16 protein-coding genes are annotated in these 19939 nt (G+C 50.3%); 7 read left to right on the top strand and 9 right to left on the bottom strand.

What is annotated here, in order from left to right; genetic code table 11:
- The first annotated feature begins 12 nt into the window (after positions 1-12).
- From acs to FQZ95_RS04700, 4 genes are all read left to right on the top strand, one after another.
- Positions 13-1971 (top strand): acetate--CoA ligase, encoded by a 1959-nt coding sequence (gene acs, locus FQZ95_RS04715; RefSeq protein WP_088541550.1) that lies wholly within the window; start codon positions 13-15, stop codon positions 1969-1971.
- A 212-nt stretch (positions 1972-2183) separates the two neighbouring features.
- On the top strand, positions 2184-2498 hold the full coding sequence (locus tag FQZ95_RS04710; protein ID WP_001014565.1) for a DUF485 domain-containing protein: 315 nt from the start codon (positions 2184-2186) through the stop codon (positions 2496-2498).
- Positions 2495-4144: a cation/acetate symporter ActP gene (actP, locus tag FQZ95_RS04705; protein ID WP_032185687.1), complete on the top strand. Its 1650-nt coding sequence runs from the start codon at positions 2495-2497 to the stop codon at positions 4142-4144. The genes FQZ95_RS04710 and actP overlap by 4 nt, the downstream gene beginning before the upstream one ends.
- Positions 4145-4321: 177 nt before the next feature.
- Complete coding sequence (locus FQZ95_RS04700; RefSeq protein ID WP_160529927.1) at positions 4322-5614, top strand: pentapeptide repeat-containing protein; 1293 nt, start codon at positions 4322-4324, stop codon at positions 5612-5614.
- A gap of 167 nt (positions 5615-5781) precedes the next feature.
- Here the strand turns inward: FQZ95_RS04700 and FQZ95_RS04695 are convergent, their stop codons facing one another.
- The 3 genes from FQZ95_RS04695 to soxR form a co-directional block, all read right to left on the bottom strand.
- Positions 5782-7431, bottom strand: coding sequence for a Na+/H+ antiporter (locus FQZ95_RS04695; RefSeq protein ID WP_000402207.1), 1650 nt, complete (start codon positions 7429-7431; stop codon positions 5782-5784).
- A 150-nt stretch (positions 7432-7581) separates the two neighbouring features.
- Positions 7582-8931 (bottom strand): guanine/hypoxanthine transporter GhxP, encoded by a 1350-nt coding sequence (ghxP, locus tag FQZ95_RS04690; protein ID WP_000106871.1) that lies wholly within the window; start codon positions 8929-8931, stop codon positions 7582-7584.
- 545 nt (positions 8932-9476) lie between these two features.
- Positions 9477-9941, bottom strand: a complete 465-nt coding sequence (soxR, locus tag FQZ95_RS04685) for a redox-sensitive transcriptional activator SoxR (protein WP_000412424.1) — start codon at positions 9939-9941, stop codon at positions 9477-9479.
- A gap of 85 nt (positions 9942-10026) precedes the next feature.
- On the opposite strand from soxR, the gene soxS reads away from it, so the two are divergent.
- Positions 10027-10350 carry a superoxide response transcriptional regulator SoxS gene (gene soxS, locus FQZ95_RS04680; protein WP_000019358.1) on the top strand — a complete coding sequence of 108 codons (324 nt, stop codon included), beginning with the start codon at positions 10027-10029 and terminating at the stop codon, positions 10348-10350.
- Positions 10351-10352: 2 nt separating this feature from the next.
- Here the strand turns inward: soxS and pdeC are convergent, their stop codons facing one another.
- Positions 10353-11939, bottom strand: coding sequence for a c-di-GMP phosphodiesterase PdeC (pdeC, locus tag FQZ95_RS04675; RefSeq protein WP_160529926.1), 1587 nt, complete (start codon positions 11937-11939; stop codon positions 10353-10355).
- A gap of 429 nt (positions 11940-12368) precedes the next feature.
- On the opposite strand from pdeC, the gene FQZ95_RS04670 reads away from it, so the two are divergent.
- On the top strand, positions 12369-12650 hold the full coding sequence (locus FQZ95_RS04670) for a YjcB family protein (protein WP_001295689.1): 282 nt from the start codon (positions 12369-12371) through the stop codon (positions 12648-12650).
- 99 nt (positions 12651-12749) lie between these two features.
- Here the strand turns inward: FQZ95_RS04670 and ssb1 are convergent, their stop codons facing one another.
- Entirely contained in the window at positions 12750-13286 is a 537-nt protein-coding gene (gene ssb1 / locus FQZ95_RS04665) for a single-stranded DNA-binding protein SSB1 (RefSeq protein ID WP_000168305.1), read from the bottom strand.
- A 254-nt stretch (positions 13287-13540) separates the two neighbouring features.
- Here ssb1 and uvrA point away from each other — a divergent pair, with 254 nt between their 5' ends.
- On the top strand, positions 13541-16363 hold the full coding sequence (uvrA, locus tag FQZ95_RS04660; RefSeq protein WP_000357740.1) for an excinuclease ABC subunit UvrA: 2823 nt from the start codon (positions 13541-13543) through the stop codon (positions 16361-16363).
- Positions 16364-16570: 207 nt separating this feature from the next.
- Here the strand turns inward: uvrA and FQZ95_RS04655 are convergent, their stop codons facing one another.
- From FQZ95_RS04655 to tyrB, 4 genes are all read right to left on the bottom strand, one after another.
- Positions 16571-16927, bottom strand: coding sequence for an MmcQ/YjbR family DNA-binding protein (locus FQZ95_RS04655; protein WP_000155657.1), 357 nt, complete (start codon positions 16925-16927; stop codon positions 16571-16573).
- A 3-nt stretch (positions 16928-16930) separates the two neighbouring features.
- Positions 16931-17347, bottom strand: a complete 417-nt coding sequence (locus FQZ95_RS04650; RefSeq protein WP_000270364.1) for a secondary thiamine-phosphate synthase enzyme YjbQ — start codon at positions 17345-17347, stop codon at positions 16931-16933.
- Positions 17348-17457: 110 nt separating this feature from the next.
- Entirely contained in the window at positions 17458-18171 is a 714-nt protein-coding gene (aphA, locus tag FQZ95_RS04645; RefSeq protein ID WP_001353538.1) for an acid phosphatase AphA, read from the bottom strand.
- A gap of 336 nt (positions 18172-18507) precedes the next feature.
- Positions 18508-19701 carry an aromatic amino acid transaminase gene (gene tyrB, locus FQZ95_RS04640; RefSeq protein ID WP_160529925.1) on the bottom strand — a complete coding sequence of 398 codons (1194 nt, stop codon included), beginning with the start codon at positions 19699-19701 and terminating at the stop codon, positions 18508-18510.
- Between the last annotated feature and the right edge of the window lie 238 nt (positions 19702-19939).

Below are 19939 nucleotides of genomic sequence, written 5' to 3'. Positions count from 1 at the left end.
GAGAACAAAAGCATGAGTCAAATTCACAAACACACCATTCCTGCCAACATCGCAGACCGTTGCCTGATAAACCCTCAGCAGTACGAGGCGATGTATCAACAATCTATTAACGCACCAGATACCTTCTGGGGCGAACAGGGAAAAATTCTCGACTGGATCAAACCGTACCAGAAGGTGAAAAACACCTCCTTTGCCCCGGGTAATGTGTCCATTAAATGGTACGAGGACGGCACGCTGAATCTGGCGGCGAACTGCCTTGACCGCCATCTGCAAGAAAACGGCGATCGCACCGCCATCATCTGGGAAGGCGACGACGCCAGCCAGAGCAAACATATCAGCTATAAAGAGCTGCACCGCGACGTCTGCCGCTTCGCCAATACCCTGCTCGAGCTGGGCATTAAAAAAGGTGATGTAGTGGCGATTTATATGCCGATGGTGCCGGAAGCTGCGGTCGCAATGCTGGCCTGCGCCCGCATTGGCGCGGTGCATTCGGTGATTTTCGGCGGCTTCTCACCAGAGGCCGTTGCCGGACGCATTATCGATTCCAACTCACGGTTGGTGATCACTTCTGACGAAGGTGTGCGCGCTGGGCGCAGTATTCCGCTGAAGAAAAACGTCGATGACGCGCTGAAAAACCCGAACGTCACCAGCATTGAACATGTGGTGGTACTGAAGCGTACTGGCGGAAAAATTGACTGGCAGGAAGGGCGCGATCTGTGGTGGCACGATCTGATTGAGCAAGCGAGCGATCAGCACCAGGCGCAAGAGATGAACGCCGAAGATCCGCTGTTTATTCTCTATACCTCCGGTTCTACCGGTAAGCCGAAAGGCGTGCTGCACACTACCGGCGGTTATCTGGTGTACGCGGCGCTGACCTTTAAATATGTCTTTGATTATCATCCTGGCGATATCTACTGGTGCACCGCCGATGTGGGCTGGGTTACCGGACACAGTTATTTGCTGTATGGCCCGCTGGCCTGCGGCGCGACCACGTTGATGTTTGAAGGCGTACCGAACTGGCCGACGCCTGCCCGTATGGCCCAGGTGGTGGACAAGCATCAGGTCAATATTCTCTATACCGCGCCCACGGCGATCCGCGCGCTGATGGCAGAAGGCGATAAAGCGATCGAAGGCACTGACCGTTCGTCGCTGCGCATTCTCGGTTCCGTAGGCGAGCCAATCAACCCGGAAGCGTGGGAGTGGTACTGGAAGAAGATCGGCAACGAGAAATGTCCGGTGGTCGACACCTGGTGGCAGACCGAAACTGGCGGTTTCATGATCACACCACTGCCTGGTGCTACCGAGCTAAAAGCAGGTTCTGCAACGCGTCCGTTCTTCGGCGTGCAACCGGCGCTGGTCGATAACGAAGGTAACCCGCTGGAAGGGGCTACCGAAGGCAGCCTGGTGATCACCGACTCCTGGCCGGGTCAGGCGCGTACATTGTTTGGCGATCATGAGCGTTTTGAACAGACCTACTTCTCCACCTTCAAAAATATGTATTTCAGCGGCGACGGCGCGCGACGTGATGAAGATGGCTATTACTGGATCACCGGGCGTGTGGACGACGTGCTGAACGTCTCCGGTCATCGTCTGGGAACAGCGGAGATTGAGTCGGCGCTGGTGGCACATCCGAAGATTGCCGAAGCCGCTGTCGTCGGTATTCCGCACAATATTAAAGGTCAGGCGATCTACGCCTACGTCACGCTTAATCACGGGGAGGAACCGTCACCAGAACTGTACGCAGAAGTCCGCAACTGGGTGCGTAAAGAGATTGGCCCGCTGGCAACGCCAGACGTGCTGCACTGGACCGACTCCCTGCCAAAAACCCGCTCCGGCAAAATTATGCGCCGTATTCTGCGCAAAATTGCGGCGGGCGATACCAGCAACCTGGGCGATACCTCGACGCTTGCCGATCCGGGCGTAGTCGAGAAGCTGCTTGAAGAGAAGCAGGCTATCGCGATGCCCTCGTAACTCTCAATTGCCGGATGCGATCCGGGCAACAAGTCGGAAACGATTTGTAGGCCTGATAAGACGCGACAGCGTCGCATCAGGCATTGATTGCCGGATGCGGCGTATAACGCCTTATCCAGCCTACATTCGGCGAGGGTTACCTGGGCGTTAACCCGCTCCCATAAGGGCGCGGGAATTAAAACAATCCCTACATTACCTCTGGAGAATCTGTGATGAATGGCACTATTTATCAGCGGATAGAAGACAATGCGCATTTCAGGGAGTTAGTCGAAAAACGGCAACGGTTTGCCACCATCCTGTCGATTATTATGCTGGCAGTTTATATCGGCTTTATTTTACTGATCGCCTTCGCGCCCGGCTGGCTGGGCACTCCGCTGAATCCGAACACCAGCGTCACACGCGGTATTCCGATTGGTGTTGGAGTGATTGTGATCTCCTTTGTTCTCACCGGTATCTACATCTGGCGGGCGAACGGCGAATTCGACCGTCTTAATAATGAAGTCCTGCATGAGGTACAAGCATCATGAAAAGAGTTCTGACGGCGCTTGCCGCCACACTCCCTTTCGCAGCTAACGCCGCGGATGCTCTTAGCGGGGCCGTAGAGCGCCAGCCAACAAACTGGCAGGCAATTATTATGTTCCTGATTTTCGTCGTGTTTACGCTCGGCATTACCTACTGGGCGTCAAAACGCGTACGTTCGCGTAATGACTACTACACCGCAGGCGGCAATATCACCGGTTTCCAGAACGGGCTGGCGATTGCCGGGGACTATATGTCTGCCGCCTCATTTTTGGGTATCTCCGCGCTGGTGTTTACCTCCGGCTATGATGGTTTAATTTACTCGCTGGGCTTCCTGGTGGGCTGGCCGATCATTCTGTTCCTGATTGCCGAACGTCTGCGTAACCTCGGTCGCTACACCTTTGCCGATGTAGCCTCGTACCGTCTGAAACAGGGGCCTATCCGTATTCTTTCGGCCTGTGGTTCTCTGGTGGTGGTGGCGCTTTACCTTATCGCCCAGATGGTGGGGGCAGGTAAACTCATCGAGCTGCTGTTTGGCCTTAACTATCACATTGCGGTAGTGCTGGTCGGCGTGCTGATGATGATGTACGTCCTGTTCGGCGGCATGCTGGCGACCACCTGGGTACAGATTATCAAAGCTGTGCTGTTACTGTTTGGTGCCAGCTTTATGGCCTTTATGGTGATGAAACACGTCGGCTTTAGCTTCAACAATCTGTTCAGCGAAGCGATGGCGGTACACCCGAAAGGTGTCGATATCATGAAGCCGGGCGGATTGGTGAAAGATCCCATCTCCGCGCTGTCTCTGGGTCTGGGGCTGATGTTTGGTACGGCTGGTTTGCCGCACATTCTGATGCGCTTCTTTACGGTCAGCGATGCCCGCGAAGCGCGTAAGAGCGTGTTCTACGCCACCGGATTTATGGGCTACTTCTATATCCTGACCTTTATTATCGGCTTTGGCGCGATCATGCTGGTCGGTGCGAATCCGGAATATAAAGACGCGGCGGGCCATCTGATTGGTGGTAACAACATGGCGGCAGTTCACCTGGCCAATGCGGTGGGCGGCAACCTGTTCCTCGGCTTTATTTCAGCGGTTGCTTTCGCCACCATTCTTGCGGTGGTTGCGGGACTGACGCTGGCAGGCGCTTCCGCGGTTTCGCATGACCTGTACGCTAACGTCTTCAAAAAAGGCGCGACTGAACGAGAAGAACTGCGAGTATCGAAAATCACCGTCCTGATTTTGGGCGTGATTGCGATTATCCTCGGCGTGCTGTTTGAGAATCAGAACATCGCATTTATGGTGGGCCTGGCGTTTGCCATCGCGGCGAGCTGTAACTTCCCGATCATTCTGCTTTCCATGTACTGGTCGAAACTGACCACCCGTGGCGCGATGATGGGAGGCTGGCTGGGGCTGATTACCGCAGTGGTACTGATGATTCTCGGCCCTACCATTTGGGTACAGATCCTCGGTCACGAAAAAGCCATCTTCCCGTACGAATACCCGGCGCTGTTCTCTATCAGTGTGGCATTCCTCGGCATCTGGTTCTTCTCGGCAACGGATAATTCAGCGGAAGGTGCGCGCGAGCGTGAACTGTTCCGTGCGCAGTTTATCCGCTCCCAGACCGGCTTTGGCGTTGAGCAAGGCCGCGCGCATTAATCTCTACCCTTCCCCGGTCGCTTGATCGGGGAATACTCTTCCTCTCCAATATGCATCACCTTTTCTAATAATATTAAACAAATAAACTCAATAAAAAATGAGCGATTTTTGACAGTCGTAGAAAAAGATAATGCAGAGAATATGCCTTTTCTTTCTTGTTAATTATAAGGATATTTTATGCGCTATAATGGTTTAAATAATATGTTTTTCCCTCTTTGCCTGATTAACGATAACCACCCTGTCACAAGTCCATCACATACAAAGAAAACAAAATCAGATAATTATAGCAAACATCATAAAGACACGTTAATTGACAATAAAGCCCTCTCTCTTTTCAAAATGGATGATCATGAAAAAGTGATAGGCTTGATTCAGAAAATGAAAAGAACTTATGATACTTTACCATCAGGAAAAATCACTAAAGAAACTGACAGGAAAATTCATAAATATTTTATAGATATAGCTTTATATGCAAGTAATAAATATGACGATAGAATTACGAGAAGAGTTTACCTTAATAAAGATAAGGAAGTGTCAATTAAGGTAGTGTATTTTATAAATAATGTCACTGTCCATAATAATACTATCGAAATCCCACAGACAGTAAATGGTGGTTACGATTTTTCACACCTTAGCCTGAAAGGTATCAGGATGAAAGATGAAGATTTATCCAATTCGGATTTTGCAGGTTGCAGACTACAAAATGCTATTTTCCAGGGCTGTAATATGTATCAAACGAATTTTAATTTTGCCATAATGGAAAAAATAATTTTTGATAATTGTATTCTCGATGACTCAAATTTCGCTCAGATAAAAATGACTGACGGAACTCTAAATGCATGCTCCGCTATGCATGTTGAATTCTTCAATGCAACAATGATTAGAGCTAAAATTAAAAATACCTTCCTTGACTATTCAAATTTTTATATGGCGTACATGGCTGAGGTGAATCTTTATAAAGTAATAGCGCCATATGTTAATTTATTTAGAGCCGACCTTAGTTTCTCTAAACTCGATTTAATTAACTTTGAACATGCTAATCTTTCTCGCGTCAACCTGAACAAAGCAACCCTCCAGAATATAAACTTAATTAATAGCAAACTCTTTTTTACGCGGCTGACAAATACGTTCCTCGAAATGGTTATATGTACCGATTCTAATATGGCTAATGCTAATTTTAATAATGCCAATTTAAGCAATTGCCATTTCAACTGTTCTATTTTAACAAAAGCCTGGATGTTTAATACCCGTTTCTATCGGGTTAATTTCGATGAGGCTATCGTCCAGGGAATGGGCATATCCATTCTCCGTGGGGAGGATAATATTCCCATTAATAGTGATATCCTGATAACACTACAGAAACTCTTTGAAGAGGATTGTGCCACTCATACTGGCATGTCACAAACTGAGCATAATATTCAGGAAGTGTCTATGAATACCACTGAAGATACTATGCAATACGCAGATTGAGATTAAGCCGAAGAATAGCCAATGAATTGACTTTAAAAGAGAGATACTCACGGACTTCTGACTTATTTATTTTAGAATCATGAATGTTAGCCCGAGGTAATCTGAAAAAGGTGCAAAAGATTGCACCTTTTTCAGATTACCTCGGGCCTGGTTACGTCGCTTTCGGCTTACTGATTTTCCTCAATCAACAACGCTTCAAGCAAATCGAGATCGTGCAATAATTTTTGCAGAGTTTCGTTACTGATCTCCCGCGTGGCGCGCAGGTGGTACAGTTCAGCACGTTCAGAACGCAATGCCGCCAGACGGAAGCGACGCTCAAGGTTCTCTTCCTGCACGGAACTTTCAACGTCGTTACGTCCATCGGCGCGACGACGCAGGTTACCAATGACGCGAGAACTGACCTCCGTGAGCAGCTGGTTATCGATATTCTCTTCGGTATCCGCCGCCAGACGCTCCTCCATTTTCTGGATTGCCACAATCGCCACTTCTGCCGTTGCCGCTCGCGCAATACGCTCCTCTTTCAACTGCTGCGAATGGTCTGCGACTTCAATGTGTTGCAGCAGAATGGGCAACATCACCACGCCGACAAACAGCGAAAAGAGAATGACGCCAGCCGCCAGGAACACCAACTCATAGCGCGCCGGGAAGACGTTGCCATCCGGCAAGAGCAGCGGGATAGAGAGCACACCGGCTAGTGTGATCGCCCCACGCACCCCGGCAAAAGACGCAATCAGGATTTCTCGTGTGGTCCACGAACCAAACTCCATCGGCTTCTTCTTCAGGAAGCGGTTGCTGAACTTTTTCATCGTCCACAGCCAGCCGAAACGGACCAGCATCAGCGCCGCATAAATCAGAATGATATCGGTAAACAGCATCCAGATTTCGACGTTAGGGTCGATTTCTGCCGCCATCAGCGACGTCTCCAGAATACCCGGCAGCTGCAGACCTAACAGCAGGAATACCATGCCGTTGAAGACAAATTCCAGCATCGCCCAGGTGCTGTTTGCGCGCAGGCGCATCGCCAGCGGCGCACGGCGCATTACACCGGAGCGGGTGATGGTCATCCCAGCGGCAACCGCAGCAAGAATACCGGAAACGCCAATATGTTCGGCAATCAGATAAGAAGCGAATGGCAGCAGGAACAGCAGTACAATCTGCGTCGCGGGTTCATCACCGCCCCAGCGGCTGAGGAATCGCAGCGAACGACCATACAGCCAGCTCACCACAAAACCGGCGAGAATACCGCCAATGGCCACTTTCATAAATTCCACCGTTGCACCGCCGACGGTGAAGATCATCGTCCCCATCGCCACTGCCACAGCAAACTTTAATGACACCAGGCCGGAGGCGTCATTCATCAACGCTTCGCCCTGCAAAATACCCATGATTTTTTTCGGGATGCGCCCTTCGCCAACAATACCGGAAAGCGCCACAGCATCGGTCGGAGAAAGCACCGCCGCCAGCGCAAAGGCGGGAATCAGCGGAATGCCCGGCACCACCCAGTAAATAAGGAAGCCAATGCCAACCACGGTGACCACCACCAGCGCCAGCGCGAGGCCGAAAATCTCCCGACCATGTTCGAGAAATTCACGGGTCGGCGTTTTCCAGCCATCTGCGAACAGCAACGGCGGGATAAACAAGACTAAAAAGAGTTCAGGATCAAACTCCACATGCAAACCAAACGTCGGCCACGCCAGTAGCGCACCGATGGCGATTTGCATAAGCGGAAGCGGGATCTGAAAGGGCATGACACGAGTGACCACCCCGGACAGCGAGACCACGAGGGTCATTATCAGTATGGTGAAGAAGATTTCCATGCGTTCCCTGTTTGCGATGTTTTTTATGATCTGAGAAAGGCGTTATGCCTGAATTCTCATTTTTTCAGAATATCGCAAAAGCTCACACAATGTGCGGAGAAAATAAAAACGGGCAGCCATTGCCACCCGTTTTCAGAATCTTATTAAAGCTTAGATAGCCCAACCGCCCGCATAGAAGGTCACCAGCGCCACGGCGATGACGACCGTACCGATGTTCAACTTGCGCCATTCTCCGGAAACCAGACGACCAATCACCAGAGTCGCGAAGCCGATCATGATGCCTGTTACGATGTTACAGGTCAGTACGATGAATACTGCTGTTACCAGGCCCGCCATCGCATCAACAAAATCAGCAAAGTCAATTTTCGCCACATTGCTCAGCATCAGCAGGCCAACGTACATCAGCGCCGGAGCCGTTGCGTAACCCGGAACGAGGTAAGAGAGTGGAGAGAGGAACAGAATCAGCAGGAACAACACGCCAACGGTGATAGCCGTCAGACCGGTTTTTCCGCCCGCCGCTGTACCCGCCGCAGACTCGATGTATACCGCTGCCGGAGCTGCCCCCACCAGACCAGAGAAAACACTGCTCATGGAGTCGGTGGTCAGTGCTTTCCCGCCGTCGATAATTTGCCCGTCTTTATCCAGCAGGTTTGCCTGGCCGGCGACGGCCCGGATGGTTCCGGTGGCATCGAAAACAGCAGTCATCACCAGTGCCAGCACGCTCGGCAGAACCACAGGGTTCAGCGCGCCCATAATGTCCAGGCTGCCAATCAGTGAATTGCCGTTTTCATCGCTCAATGAAGGCATAGCGAAAACGCCGGAGAAATGGACGTTAGGATCGAAGATCAAACCGACAATTGAGATACCGATAATGGTCAGCAGAATGCCACCAGGGACTTTCAGTTTTTCCAGGCCGATGATCACCGCCAGACCTACCAGTGACATAATCACCGGGAAGGTCGCGAAATCACCCAGCGCAACGGGCAGACCATCAAGCGGGTTTTTAATCACCAGACCGACACCATTAGCGGCAATGAGCAGCAGGAAAAGACCGATACCGATCCCCGTGCCGTGCGCCACACCGTGCGGCAAGTTGCGCAAAATCCAGCTACGAATACCCGTGGCAGAAATTATCGTAAACAGCACACCCATCAGGAACACGGCACCCAGCGCGACAGGTACGCTAATATGTTGCCCCAGCACCAGACTGAATGCGGTAAACGCCGTCAGGGAGATGGCGCAACCAATCGCCAACGGCAGATTAGCCCACAGACCCATCACGATAGAACCGAGTCCGGCAACCAGACAGGTCGCAACGAAAACTGCCGCAGGCGGGAAGCCCGCTTTACCCAACATGCCTGGAACGACGATAACCGAGTAGACCATCGCCAGAAACGTTGTTAACCCGGCAACCACTTCCTGACGGACAGTGCTTCCACGTTGTGAAATTTTAAACCAGGCGTCGAGTGAACCGCCGGTACGCGCTGATGGCGTAGACATAAGAAAACATCCCCTGAGAGTTTAATTTTCGTCAAGATGCGTGGCGGACAATCCCCTGCCAGCGAAACGTTATCTTCCTGCTCCAGGTTTGCGACAAATTGGTGCGTCGCAAAAACGCAAACGTTTAGCTCCGCGCATACAAAACGGGTGGTAAAAAAAGCAAACGATTATCCGGCGATCATAGCGGCTTTTTCAACCGAAGTTTGCTGCTTTTTTCTCTTTTATTGTCTTGACGATGAAAAACCAGGCAATTGATGCGCAAACGTTATCGTCGATGCGCAAGATTGCAGCGTTATCGAACCGTATACCGTTCAGGATTGCGATAAAAAATCGTCTGAGATGACAAAAATATTGCGGCTAAAAAGTGTACTTTTACACTGGCGAAGAAACGCCGGTAACATACAATTAAAGCATCAACACCAACCGGAACCTCCACCACGTGCTCGAATGAGGTGTGTTGACGTCGGGGGAAACCCTCCTGTGTACCAGCGGGATAGAGAGAAAGACAAAGACCGGAAAACAAACTAAAGCGCCCTTGTGGCGCTTTAGTTTTGTTCATCTTCCAGCAAGCGTGCGCCGGTACCTTCTTCTCCTAATCGGTCGCCCGGGTTACGCAACGGGCAATCACTGCGCGAAAGGCAGCCACAACCAATACATCCATCCAGTTCGTCACGCAGCGCCACTAAGGTATGAATGCGCCGATCCAACTCTTCTCGCCATTGGGACGAAAGCTGTTTCCACTCTTTCGCACTTAACGTATGCCCTTCGGGCAACACGCCAAATGCTTCACGAATGGTCGCCAGCGGAATGCCAATACGCTGAGCAATTTTGATGATTGCGACATATCGCAACACATCACGTTTATATCGCCGCTGATTGCCACTATTACGGATACTGCTAATCAACCCTTTGCTTTCATAGAAATGCAGCGCCGATACCGCCACACCGCTGCGTTTTGCCACTTCGCCGGGGGTTAGCAGCGCTTTAATGCGGGGTAATTTCTTTTCCATAAATCGCTTTACCTCAAGTTAACTTGAGGAATTATACTCCCCAACAGATGAATTAACGAACTGAACACTGAAAAGAGGCAGATTTATGTCCCATCAGAAAATTATTCAGGATCTTATCGCATGGATTGACGAGCATATTGACCAGCCGCTTAACATTGATGTCGTCGCAAAAAAATCAGGCTATTCAAAGTGGTACTTACAGCGGATGTTCCGCACGGTGACGCATCAGACACTTGGTGATTACATTCGCCAACGCCGCCTGTTACTGGCCGCCGTTGAGTTGCGCACCACCGAGCGTCCGATTTTTGATATCGCAATGGACCTTGGTTATGTCTCGCAGCAGACTTTTTCCCGCGTTTTCCGTCGGCAGTTTGATCGCACTCCCAGCGATTATCGCCACCGCCTGTAGTTTTATTGCCTGCGCGTTAACCCCCGCGCGGGTAATTGCTCCATCCATTGCATAAACACCTGCGGCGGCATCGCCTTCGCAAAGAACCATCCCTGGCAATAACGCACGCCGCGTTTACGCAACCAGTTAACCTGATCCTCAGTTTCTACCCCTTCTGCGATCGTTTTTAACCCCAGACTGTGCGCCAGCTCGATGATGTGTTCCGCAATCAAATGACTGGTTTTATGGGTGGTCAGCGTCTCAACAAACGATTTATCGATTTTCAAAATATCGACATTCAATGATTTAAGGTTATGCAAGTTAGAGTAGCCAATACCAAAATCATCAATTGCCACTTCGTAACCAGCCTGGCGGAAAGCCAGAATAATTGGTGTCATTTTGTCGACATCAAGAAATGCATGTTCAGTCACTTCAAATTTAATTTGCTGTGGACGCACCGCGTATTGCTCTGTTTTCTGATTGGTTCGCGCTATCAACCGTGACGTATGAAAATCGGAGGCCGACAGGTTAATAGAAACATAGCGATCGGCATGTGTTGCCAGGTACGCGCCCAGATCGCGGAAGACATTATCAATAACATAATCAGTTACCTGTCCGATCATTCCCTCCTTTTCTGCCAGCGGAATAAACTCTGCCGGATTCATTACTTGCCCCTGCTCACCAGGCCAACGTAACAATGCTTCAGCGCCGATACATTTTTCTGTTTTGATATCGATTATTGGCTGGTAATAAAGGCAAAGTTGATGTTTTTCGAGGGCGCGTTGCAATTTGCGTTTGGGAGACAAATAGTTTTGTCGAATACGTAGCCAGAGTAATAACAGAACAAGACTCCCCAAAATACCGGCGGGTAACGCAAAAATAAGATGATTATAAAAATGCGCTATAAGACGTTGATATGAAGTCGCAACAATGGCTGCAATTGGGCGTTTTGTCGAATAAACTGTCGCATATAAATAGCCATTTCTTTGTACGGTTAAATCATTCAAATGAATCAGTGGAGAAAACGTTGCTGCCGAGGCCTCGTTGCTTAACGAGAAAAAGGTTTTCGTTACCGTATCATACACACCCCATTGCAATGTCGGATCATCAGACATCACTTCACTCCAGAAGAGAGGGTTGATGACCGCCACATAATTTCCCCGCTGCATATAGGTCATTTTATAGCCAGAGAAAAAAGGCGTATCGCGGTAATAATAGATAGAAACGTTAGGTTCACGCTTATAATCGGCCGGTGCAATCGTATAACCGTTTACAGGCGCTATCAGCGATGAGCATAAAAAATGGTTATCACGGGCATAGATCAATTCATTAATATAAAGATAGCCACGAATAATATTCAACATTCGCTTTTGATGGGCCGGAGTGCAAACTTGCCCCTGATAGCGTTCTGCTGCATCGCTCACTAAATCTGCCTGGCGAATGACCAGCTCGGATTTATCCAGCGCCAGCTGAGCAAAAGTTTGGAGCTGACTATTCACTTCTGATTTTGCCCAAAGGAAGGCAATCCATAGCGACAGAATGATGGGAAAGAGAACTAAAAAGATAATGCCCGGCAACGCCAGTAATTGGTGTCGTGCACGATGACTCATTGCTATCAATTTCCTGCCTGTTTATACCCGGTCATTGCAAGGCGAGAACCCTGGTTATCGACGTCTTTAGATAAATCTTACGGTATAAATAGCACTTTTGCCTGATTTGAAATTGATACCTTTTTAATCGTCACCTGAATAAAAATAATTCATTGATATTCAAAATTAATTTTCTACAGGAATACAGAGGCGGCGGGAAGATATACCCTTAATGCCCCTGAAAAACCACATAATCTGTACAGCAATAAAAGTCACGTCCTAATATGGCTAACAAACAATCAATTGTGATATAGTTCACAAAATTAATGAAACAAAAAGAGTGTTTCATTTTTGTGTTCTGCAAGCCCCGCGATAGCCAGAGTGTACCACGCCTCCCGTGAACAACGCCGCGCTGTCCAGGGCATCGGCTCTTTTCAGAGGAATTGTTTGATGGCTACCCTCACCACTGGCGTGGTTCTTCTTCGCTGGCAACTTCTTAGTGCCGTAATGATGTTTCTGGCCAGCACACTCAACATCCGTTTTCGTCGGTCTGATTATGTCGGGCTTGCAGTGATCAGCAGCGGTCTGGGCGTGGTTTCCGCCTGTTGGTTCGCAATGGGGTTGCTTGGCATCACAATGGCGGACATCACCGCCATCTGGCACAACATCGAGTCGGTGATGATAGAAGAGATGAATCAGACACCGCCACAATGGCCAATGATTTTGACTTGATATGTAGAAGCCTCCATAACGGAGGCTTCTTTTTTTATGGCTGGCAGATGCTTTAATCATCCACCTTAAAACAATATAACCTATTGTTTTAATGACAAATCAGAACGGAATATCGTCATCAAAGTCCATCGGCGGCTCATTAGACGGTGCTGCCGGAGCAGACTGCTGCGGGCGAGACTGCGCGCCGCCGCTGAACTGATTGCCGCCCTGCGGCTGCTGAGGCTGACCCCAACCGCCCTGCGGCTGACCACCACCGATATTGCCACCTGCAGGAGCGCCACCACCCTGACGACCACCCAGCATCTGCATGGTGCCGCCAACGTTTACCACGACTTCTGTGGTGTAGCGATCCTGACCGGATTGATCGGTCCATTTGCGGGTACGCAGCTGACCTTCGATATAAACCTGAGAACCTTTACGCAGATATTCGCTGGCTACTTCTGCCAGTTTGCCGAACAGCACAACGCGGTGCCATTCAGTCTGCTCTTTCATCTCGCCGGTCGCTTTATCACGCCAGGATTCGGAAGTAGCCAGCGTAATGTTGGCAACTGCGCCACCATTTGGCATGTAGCGTACTTCCGGGTCCTGACCCAGATTACCAACGAGAATAACCTTGTTTACGCCTCTGCTGGCCATGTTCGTGTCTCCTGAAAAAAAATCGTTCTGAATAAGTGTAAACGCGCGATTGTACCATTACCAATAGCGCTTTTACTATGTTGTGACCTCGGTTCAGGGAAACAAACCTGGCCAGACATTGTTACACAACACTCCGGGTAATGCATTCCAATACTGTATATTCATTCAGGTCAATTTGTGTCATAATTAACCGTTTGTGATCGCCGGTAGCACCATGCCACCGGGCAAAAAAGCGTTTAATCCGGGAAAGGTGAATGGATAAGATCGAAGTTCGGGGCGCCCGCACCCATAATCTCAAAAACATCAACCTCGTTATCCCCCGCGACAAGCTCATTGTCGTGACCGGGCTTTCGGGTTCTGGCAAATCCTCGCTCGCTTTCGACACCTTATATGCCGAAGGGCAGCGCCGTTACGTTGAATCCCTTTCCGCCTACGCGCGGCAGTTTCTGTCACTGATGGAAAAGCCGGACGTCGATCATATTGAGGGGCTTTCTCCTGCCATCTCGATTGAGCAGAAATCGACGTCTCATAACCCGCGTTCTACGGTGGGGACAATCACCGAAATCCACGACTATTTGCGTTTGTTGTTCGCCCGCGTCGGTGAGCCGCGCTGCCCGGACCACGATGTACCGCTGGCGGCGCAAACCGTCAGCCAGATGGTGGATAACGTGCTGTCGCAGCCGGAAGGTAAACGCCTGATGCTGCTCGCGCCAATCATTAAAGAGCGCAAAGGCGAACACACCAAAACGCTGGAAAATCTGGCAAGCCAGGGTTACATCCGTGCTCGTATTGATGGCGAAGTCTGCGATCTTTCCGATCCGCCGAAACTGGAATTGCAAAAGAAACACACCATTGAAGTGGTGGTTGATCGCTTCAAGGTGCGTGACGATCTTACCCAACGTCTTGCCGAGTCGTTTGAAACCGCGCTGGAGCTTTCCGGTGGTACAGCGGTGGTTGCTGATATGGACGATCCAAAAGCGGAAGAGCTGCTTTTCTCAGCGAACTTCGCTTGTCCAATTTGCGGCTACAGTATGCGTGAACTGGAGCCGCGACTGTTTTCGTTTAACAACCCGGCGGGGGCCTGCCCGACCTGTGACGGCCTTGGCGTACAGCAATATTTCGATCCTGATCGCGTGATCCAAAACCCGGAACTGTCGCTGGCTGGCGGTGCGATCCGAGGCTGGGATCGCCGCAACTTCTATTATTTCCAGATGCTGAAATCGCTGGCAGATCACTATAAGTTCGACGTCGAAGCGCCGTGGGGCAGCCTGAGCGCGAACGTGCATAAAGTGGTGCTGTACGGTTCAGGCAAAGAAAACATTGAATTCAAATACATGAACGATCGCGGCGATACCTCCATTCGTCGTCATCCGTTTGAAGGCGTGCTGCACAATATGGAGCGCCGTTATAAAGAGACGGAATCCAGTGCGGTACGCGAAGAATTAGCCAAGTTTATCAGCAATCGCCCGTGCGCCAGCTGCGAAGGAACGCGTCTGCGTCGGGAAGCGCGCCATGTGTATGTCGAGAATACGCCGCTGCCTGCTATCTCCGACATGAGCATCGGTCATGCGATGGAATTCTTCAACAATCTCAAACTCGCAGGTCAACGAGCGAAGATTGCGGAAAAAATTCTTAAGGAGATTGGCGATCGCCTGAAATTCCTCGTTAACGTCGGCCTGAATTACCTGACACTTTCCCGCTCGGCAGAAACGCTTTCTGGCGGTGAAGCCCAGCGTATCCGTCTGGCGAGCCAGATTGGTGCGGGCCTGGTTGGCGTTATGTACGTGCTCGATGAGCCGTCTATCGGCCTGCACCAGCGCGATAACGAGCGCCTGCTGGGTACGCTTATCCATCTGCGCGATCTCGGTAATACCGTGATTGTGGTGGAGCACGACGAAGACGCGATTCGCGCCGCTGACCATGTGATCGACATTGGCCCGGGCGCAGGTGTACACGGCGGTGAAGTAGTCGCGGAAGGTCCCCTGGAAGCGATTATGGCCGTGCCAGAGTCGTTAACCGGACAATACATGAGCGGCAAACGCAAAATTGAAGTGCCGAAGAAACGCGTTCCGGCGAATCCGGAAAAAGTGCTGAAGCTGACAGGCGCACGTGGTAATAACCTGAAAGACGTGACGCTGACGCTGCCAGTCGGTCTGTTTACCTGCATCACAGGGGTTTCAGGTTCCGGTAAATCGACGCTGATTAACGACACACTGTTCCCGATTGCCCAACGCCAGTTGAATGGTGCGACCATCGCCGAACCGGCACCTTATCGCGATATTCAGGGGCTGGAGCATTTCGATAAAGTGATCGATATCGACCAAAGCCCAATTGGTCGTACTCCGCGTTCTAACCCGGCGACCTATACCGGCGTGTTTACGCCTGTGCGCGAACTGTTTGCGGGCGTACCGGAATCCCGTGCGCGTGGTTATACGCCAGGACGTTTCAGCTTTAACGTCCGTGGCGGACGCTGCGAAGCCTGTCAGGGCGACGGCGTGATCAAAGTGGAGATGCACTTCCTACCGGACATTTACGTACCGTGCGACCAGTGCAAAGGTAAACGCTATAACCGTGAAACGCTGGAGATTAAGTACAAAGGCAAAACCATCCACGAAGTGCTGGATATGACCATCGAAGAGGCGCGTGAGTTCTTTGATGCGGTGCCAGCTCTGGCACGTAAGCTGCAAACGTTGATGGACGTTGGTCTGACGTACATTCGCCTGGGGCAGTCCGCAACCACACTTTCTGGTGGTGAAGCCCAGCGCGTGAAGCTGGCGCGTGAGCTGTCAAAACGCGGCACCGGGCAGACACTGTATATTCTCGACGAGCCGACCACCGGTCTGCACTTCGCCGATATTCAGCAACTGCTCGACGTACTGCATAAACTGCGCGATCAGGGCAACACCATTGTGGTGATTGAGCACAATCTCGACGTGATCAAAACCGCTGACTGGATTGTCGACCTGGGGCCGGAAGGCGGCAGTGGCGGCGGCGAGATCCTCGTCTCCGGTACACCAGAAACCGTCGCGGAGTGTGAAGCATCACACACGGCACGCTTCCTTAAGCCGATGCTGTAATCGCAAAGGCCGCTTTCTGAGCGGCCTCAGATTATTGACAAAGTGCGCTTTGTTCTTGCCGGATGCGGCATGAACGCCTTATCCGGCCTACAAAAACATGCAATTTCAATATATTGCAGAAATTACGTAGGCCTGATAAGCGTAGCGCATCAGGCAATTTTGCGTTTGTCATCATTCTCAGGCCGCTTTCTGAGCGGCCTTTTCCTTTCAGAGTTGCACCAGCAATTTACGTTTTTCTTCCGGCAGTAAATTCACCGCCTGCTGATAAGACGCATCCACCAGATAATAGATTTGCGAATCTGGCAGCGAACCGTCGAGATACACGGTGCTCCAGTGCGCTTTATTCAGATGGCGGCTTGGACGCACATCGCTGTGCTGCTGACGTAGCAGCTCCGCCAGCTCCGGGCTGGTTTTCAGCGAAACAGCTGGGCGATTTTCTACTTCTTTCACCATCGCAAACAGTACATCTTCCACTTTGATCTGCGTCGCTTTCCAGTCGTTATGCACGCTCTGTTCTGCGCCTGGTTTTGCCATGCAATATTGTAGCAACTCCGAAATGGTCATTTTTTACTCCCCTTGTAGTGTCGCGATGATGCGACGCGATCCGCCGTGGATGCGATGTTCCCCCAGCCAGATGCCTTGCCAGGTGCCGGTCTGAATACGCCCTTTATGCACCGGCAATACAAGCGATGTTCCCAGCATTGAGGATTTGATATGAGAAGGCATATCGTCTGCTCCCTCATAGTCATGCTCATAATTTCCGTTATCGGGAACGGTGCGGAGGAAAAAACGCTCCATGTCGTGGCGTACGGTGGGATCGCAGTTCTCATTAAGTGTCAGAGAGGCGGAGGTATGTTGCAGCAACAGATGCAGTAAACCGATGTTAACGCGCGGCATATCAGCCAGCTGATGCAGTATTTCATCCGTTACCAGATGAAATCCACGAGATTTGGCGCTAAGCGTGAGCGTCTTTTGATACCACATGTGCTGCTCCTTGATAAAACTCTCTTAATCAGTTTGCAGCAAGACAGCGAAAGGATAAAGGTGTGATTAAAAAAACAGCATTCGGGAGAGTGTCACGCTCTCCCGCTCTGTCAGTATTCTGAATTGACGATCACCTCTTCACCAAACGCACCCGCTTGTGGCAAGGGTTTGTAGGTAGAGTTGGAGGCACGTAGAATGCGGATACCACGAGCACCGACTTCGCGTGCGGCGGTAATATCGTTATCGGAATCGCCATAAAAAATTCGGATATTTTTATCCTGTAGCCATTGCGATTTTGTATTTTGACCTGGTTTATCGCCTGCAAAAATTACCGGATTCATGTTGGTGGCAGGAATGTGAAAATTATCCGCCAGCGTTTTTGACACCGTTTCTGTTTTCGTCGGGCTACGACCAGTCACAAAGAAGATCGCGTCACCGCGGCGTACATGCATATCAATCAGCTGACGAGCAACCTCTTTTGGAATGCTGAATTCATCCCAGCCATTGTTCATTTTTTCCCAGAACACAGGATTTTTCAGATAATCTTCACTTTCTGGCGAGAAGGTTTTTTTGCCGCGCCAGAATCCCGGACTGGAAAAAAGCACCGTGTCATCAATATCAAACCCCACCGCCATTGGTGGACGCCCTGCGAGGCTATTTTCTATTTGTGTGACTGAAACCCAATGAACAGGAGCCTGCTCTGCAAGTCTGGCAACGTTAGTACCAGGATTAAGCGGTGAAGGTGACGAGGCAAGGGCAACAGCGGAACTGTTTAGAGCGAACAATAAGCAAACGGCACTCAAAGCCTGTGTGATCTTGCGCATATTTTTCCCTAAATAGTCAGTCTATTGAAACGTTTTATTATGAGATTTGTTGCAAAAACCATCTGACCATAACGCCAGCTGCCAGGGAATAAAAGGGTTATCTACGGCTTTTGTTAAGAAAGGGAGCAGGATCACATGCGATCAGACTATGTTTGTTGTATTTAATAACTTAATGGCTCTCTATTGTGTAAAAATATTCGGATATAAAAACTTCTATTTTCTCAGTAGGAAATATCGCTTATCAGAACCCATTCCTTTGTACGATTAGCCGAAAAAATACGTATACCCACTTATTGATGATTGAGCAGGCGGCTGTTCATCCGCCTGCCAACGACATTACATCACCGCAGCAAACGCCTTTGCCACACGTTGTACATTTGCCGTATTTAACCCGGCAACACACATGCGACCGCTGGCGATGAGATAGACCCCAAACTCTTCACGTAGTCGGTCAACCTGAGCAGCACTTAAACCGGTATAACTGAACATACCGCGCTGATTAAGCAGATAATCGAAATTGCGCTCTGGCATCTCTGTGCTCAATACGTTCACCAGTTCCTGACGCATCGCCAGAATGCGAGTACGCATCTCTTCTACTTCCGCCAGCCAGCTGGCTTTCAATGCCTCGTCATTCAGCACCGCCGCCACCACCTGCGCACCAAAATTCGGCGGGCTGGAGTAGTTGCGGCGAACTGTTGCTTTCAATTGCCCCAGTACGCGGCCTGCGGCTTCGGCATCTTCACACAGCACAGAAAGTCCGCCGACGCGCTCGCCGTAAAGGGAGAAAATTTTCGAGAACGAATTGCTCACCAGAGCGGGTAATCCAGCGCTGGCAATGGCGCGAATGGCGTAGGCATCCTCTTCCATACCGGCACCAAATCCTTGATAGGCAATATCAAGAAATGGGATAAGCTCGCGGGCTTTGAGAATTTGAATCACCGCATCCCACTGGTCATTAGTGAGATCGGCACCCGTTGGGTTGTGGCAACATGGGTGCAGCAACACAATACTGCGGGCAGGTAATGTTTTTAGCGTCGCCAACAGGTCATTAAAGCGCACGCCGTTAGTCGCTTCGTCATACCAGGGGTAAGTACTCACTTCGAATCCAGCCCCGGCGAATATTGCTACGTGGTTTTCCCAGGTAGGATCGCTGACCCAGACGCCTGATTCCGGGAAGTAGCGTTTCAGGAAATCTGCGCCCACTTTCAATGCCCCTGAGCCGCCAAGGGTTTGAATGGTTGCTACGCGCTGTTGTTGCAGTACCGGATGGTCCGCACCAAACAGCAGCGGCGCAATGGCATGGCGATAGCTATTAAGCCCTTCCATCGGTAAATAAAGCGAAGCGCCATGAGGCTGCGCATTCAGGCGCGCTTCCGCATCCGCCACGGCTTTCAGTTGTGGAATAATGCCGTCTTCGTTGTAGTACAGACCGATACTTAAATTCACTTTGTCGCTGCGAGGGTCTTCTTTGAAACGCTCCATAAGCGTAAGAATCGGGTCGCCAGCGTAGGCGTCAACTTTTTGAAACACGCGATGGTTCTCCAGGTTTACGGGCAGGTGGTTAAAACACAATAAACCGGAAGGTGGGGAAGATCGAGAGGATGTTCAGGGGTGAACGACAATTAGCAACAAAAAGTGACCAATGACAAACGCACATTCGCCAGAGGCACGACCTTTATAACAGCATGAAATAATATCAATTTATTGAATTAGTAAGATTTTATTAGCCGGATAGGCATTCATACCACATCCGGCACAGATAATCAGA

Source organism: Escherichia sp. HH41S (assembly GCF_009820115.1).
Lineage (GTDB): Bacteria > Pseudomonadota > Gammaproteobacteria > Enterobacterales > Enterobacteriaceae > Escherichia > Escherichia coli_F.
Note: the sequence above shows the minus strand (reverse complement) of the source record. Positions and strands in the feature narration are given on the sequence as shown.

Coding starts and splice junctions, on each gene's coding strand:
- ssb1 (WP_000168305.1), bottom strand. CDS start 13,286: ATGGCCAGCAGAGGCGTAAACAAGGTTATTCTCGTTGGTAATCTGGGT.
- acs (WP_088541550.1), top strand. CDS start 13: ATGAGTCAAATTCACAAACACACCATTCCTGCCAACATCGCAGACCGT.
- pdeC (WP_160529926.1), bottom strand. CDS start 11,939: ATGAGTCATCGTGCACGACACCAATTACTGGCGTTGCCGGGCATTATC.
- FQZ95_RS04670 (WP_001295689.1), top strand. CDS start 12,369: ATGGCTACCCTCACCACTGGCGTGGTTCTTCTTCGCTGGCAACTTCTT.
- FQZ95_RS04655 (WP_000155657.1), bottom strand. CDS start 16,927: ATGACCATTTCGGAGTTGCTACAATATTGCATGGCAAAACCAGGCGCA.
- FQZ95_RS04700 (WP_160529927.1), top strand. CDS start 4,322: ATGCGCTATAATGGTTTAAATAATATGTTTTTCCCTCTTTGCCTGATT.
- FQZ95_RS04710 (WP_001014565.1), top strand. CDS start 2,184: ATGAATGGCACTATTTATCAGCGGATAGAAGACAATGCGCATTTCAGG.
- FQZ95_RS04695 (WP_000402207.1), bottom strand. CDS start 7,431: ATGGAAATCTTCTTCACCATACTGATAATGACCCTCGTGGTCTCGCTG.
- actP (WP_032185687.1), top strand. CDS start 2,495: ATGAAAAGAGTTCTGACGGCGCTTGCCGCCACACTCCCTTTCGCAGCT.
- soxS (WP_000019358.1), top strand. CDS start 10,027: ATGTCCCATCAGAAAATTATTCAGGATCTTATCGCATGGATTGACGAG.
- FQZ95_RS04650 (WP_000270364.1), bottom strand. CDS start 17,347: ATGTGGTATCAAAAGACGCTCACGCTTAGCGCCAAATCTCGTGGATTT.
- soxR (WP_000412424.1), bottom strand. CDS start 9,941: ATGGAAAAGAAATTACCCCGCATTAAAGCGCTGCTAACCCCCGGCGAA.
- uvrA (WP_000357740.1), top strand. CDS start 13,541: ATGGATAAGATCGAAGTTCGGGGCGCCCGCACCCATAATCTCAAAAAC.
- ghxP (WP_000106871.1), bottom strand. CDS start 8,931: ATGTCTACGCCATCAGCGCGTACCGGCGGTTCACTCGACGCCTGGTTT.
- aphA (WP_001353538.1), bottom strand. CDS start 18,171: ATGCGCAAGATCACACAGGCTTTGAGTGCCGTTTGCTTATTGTTCGCT.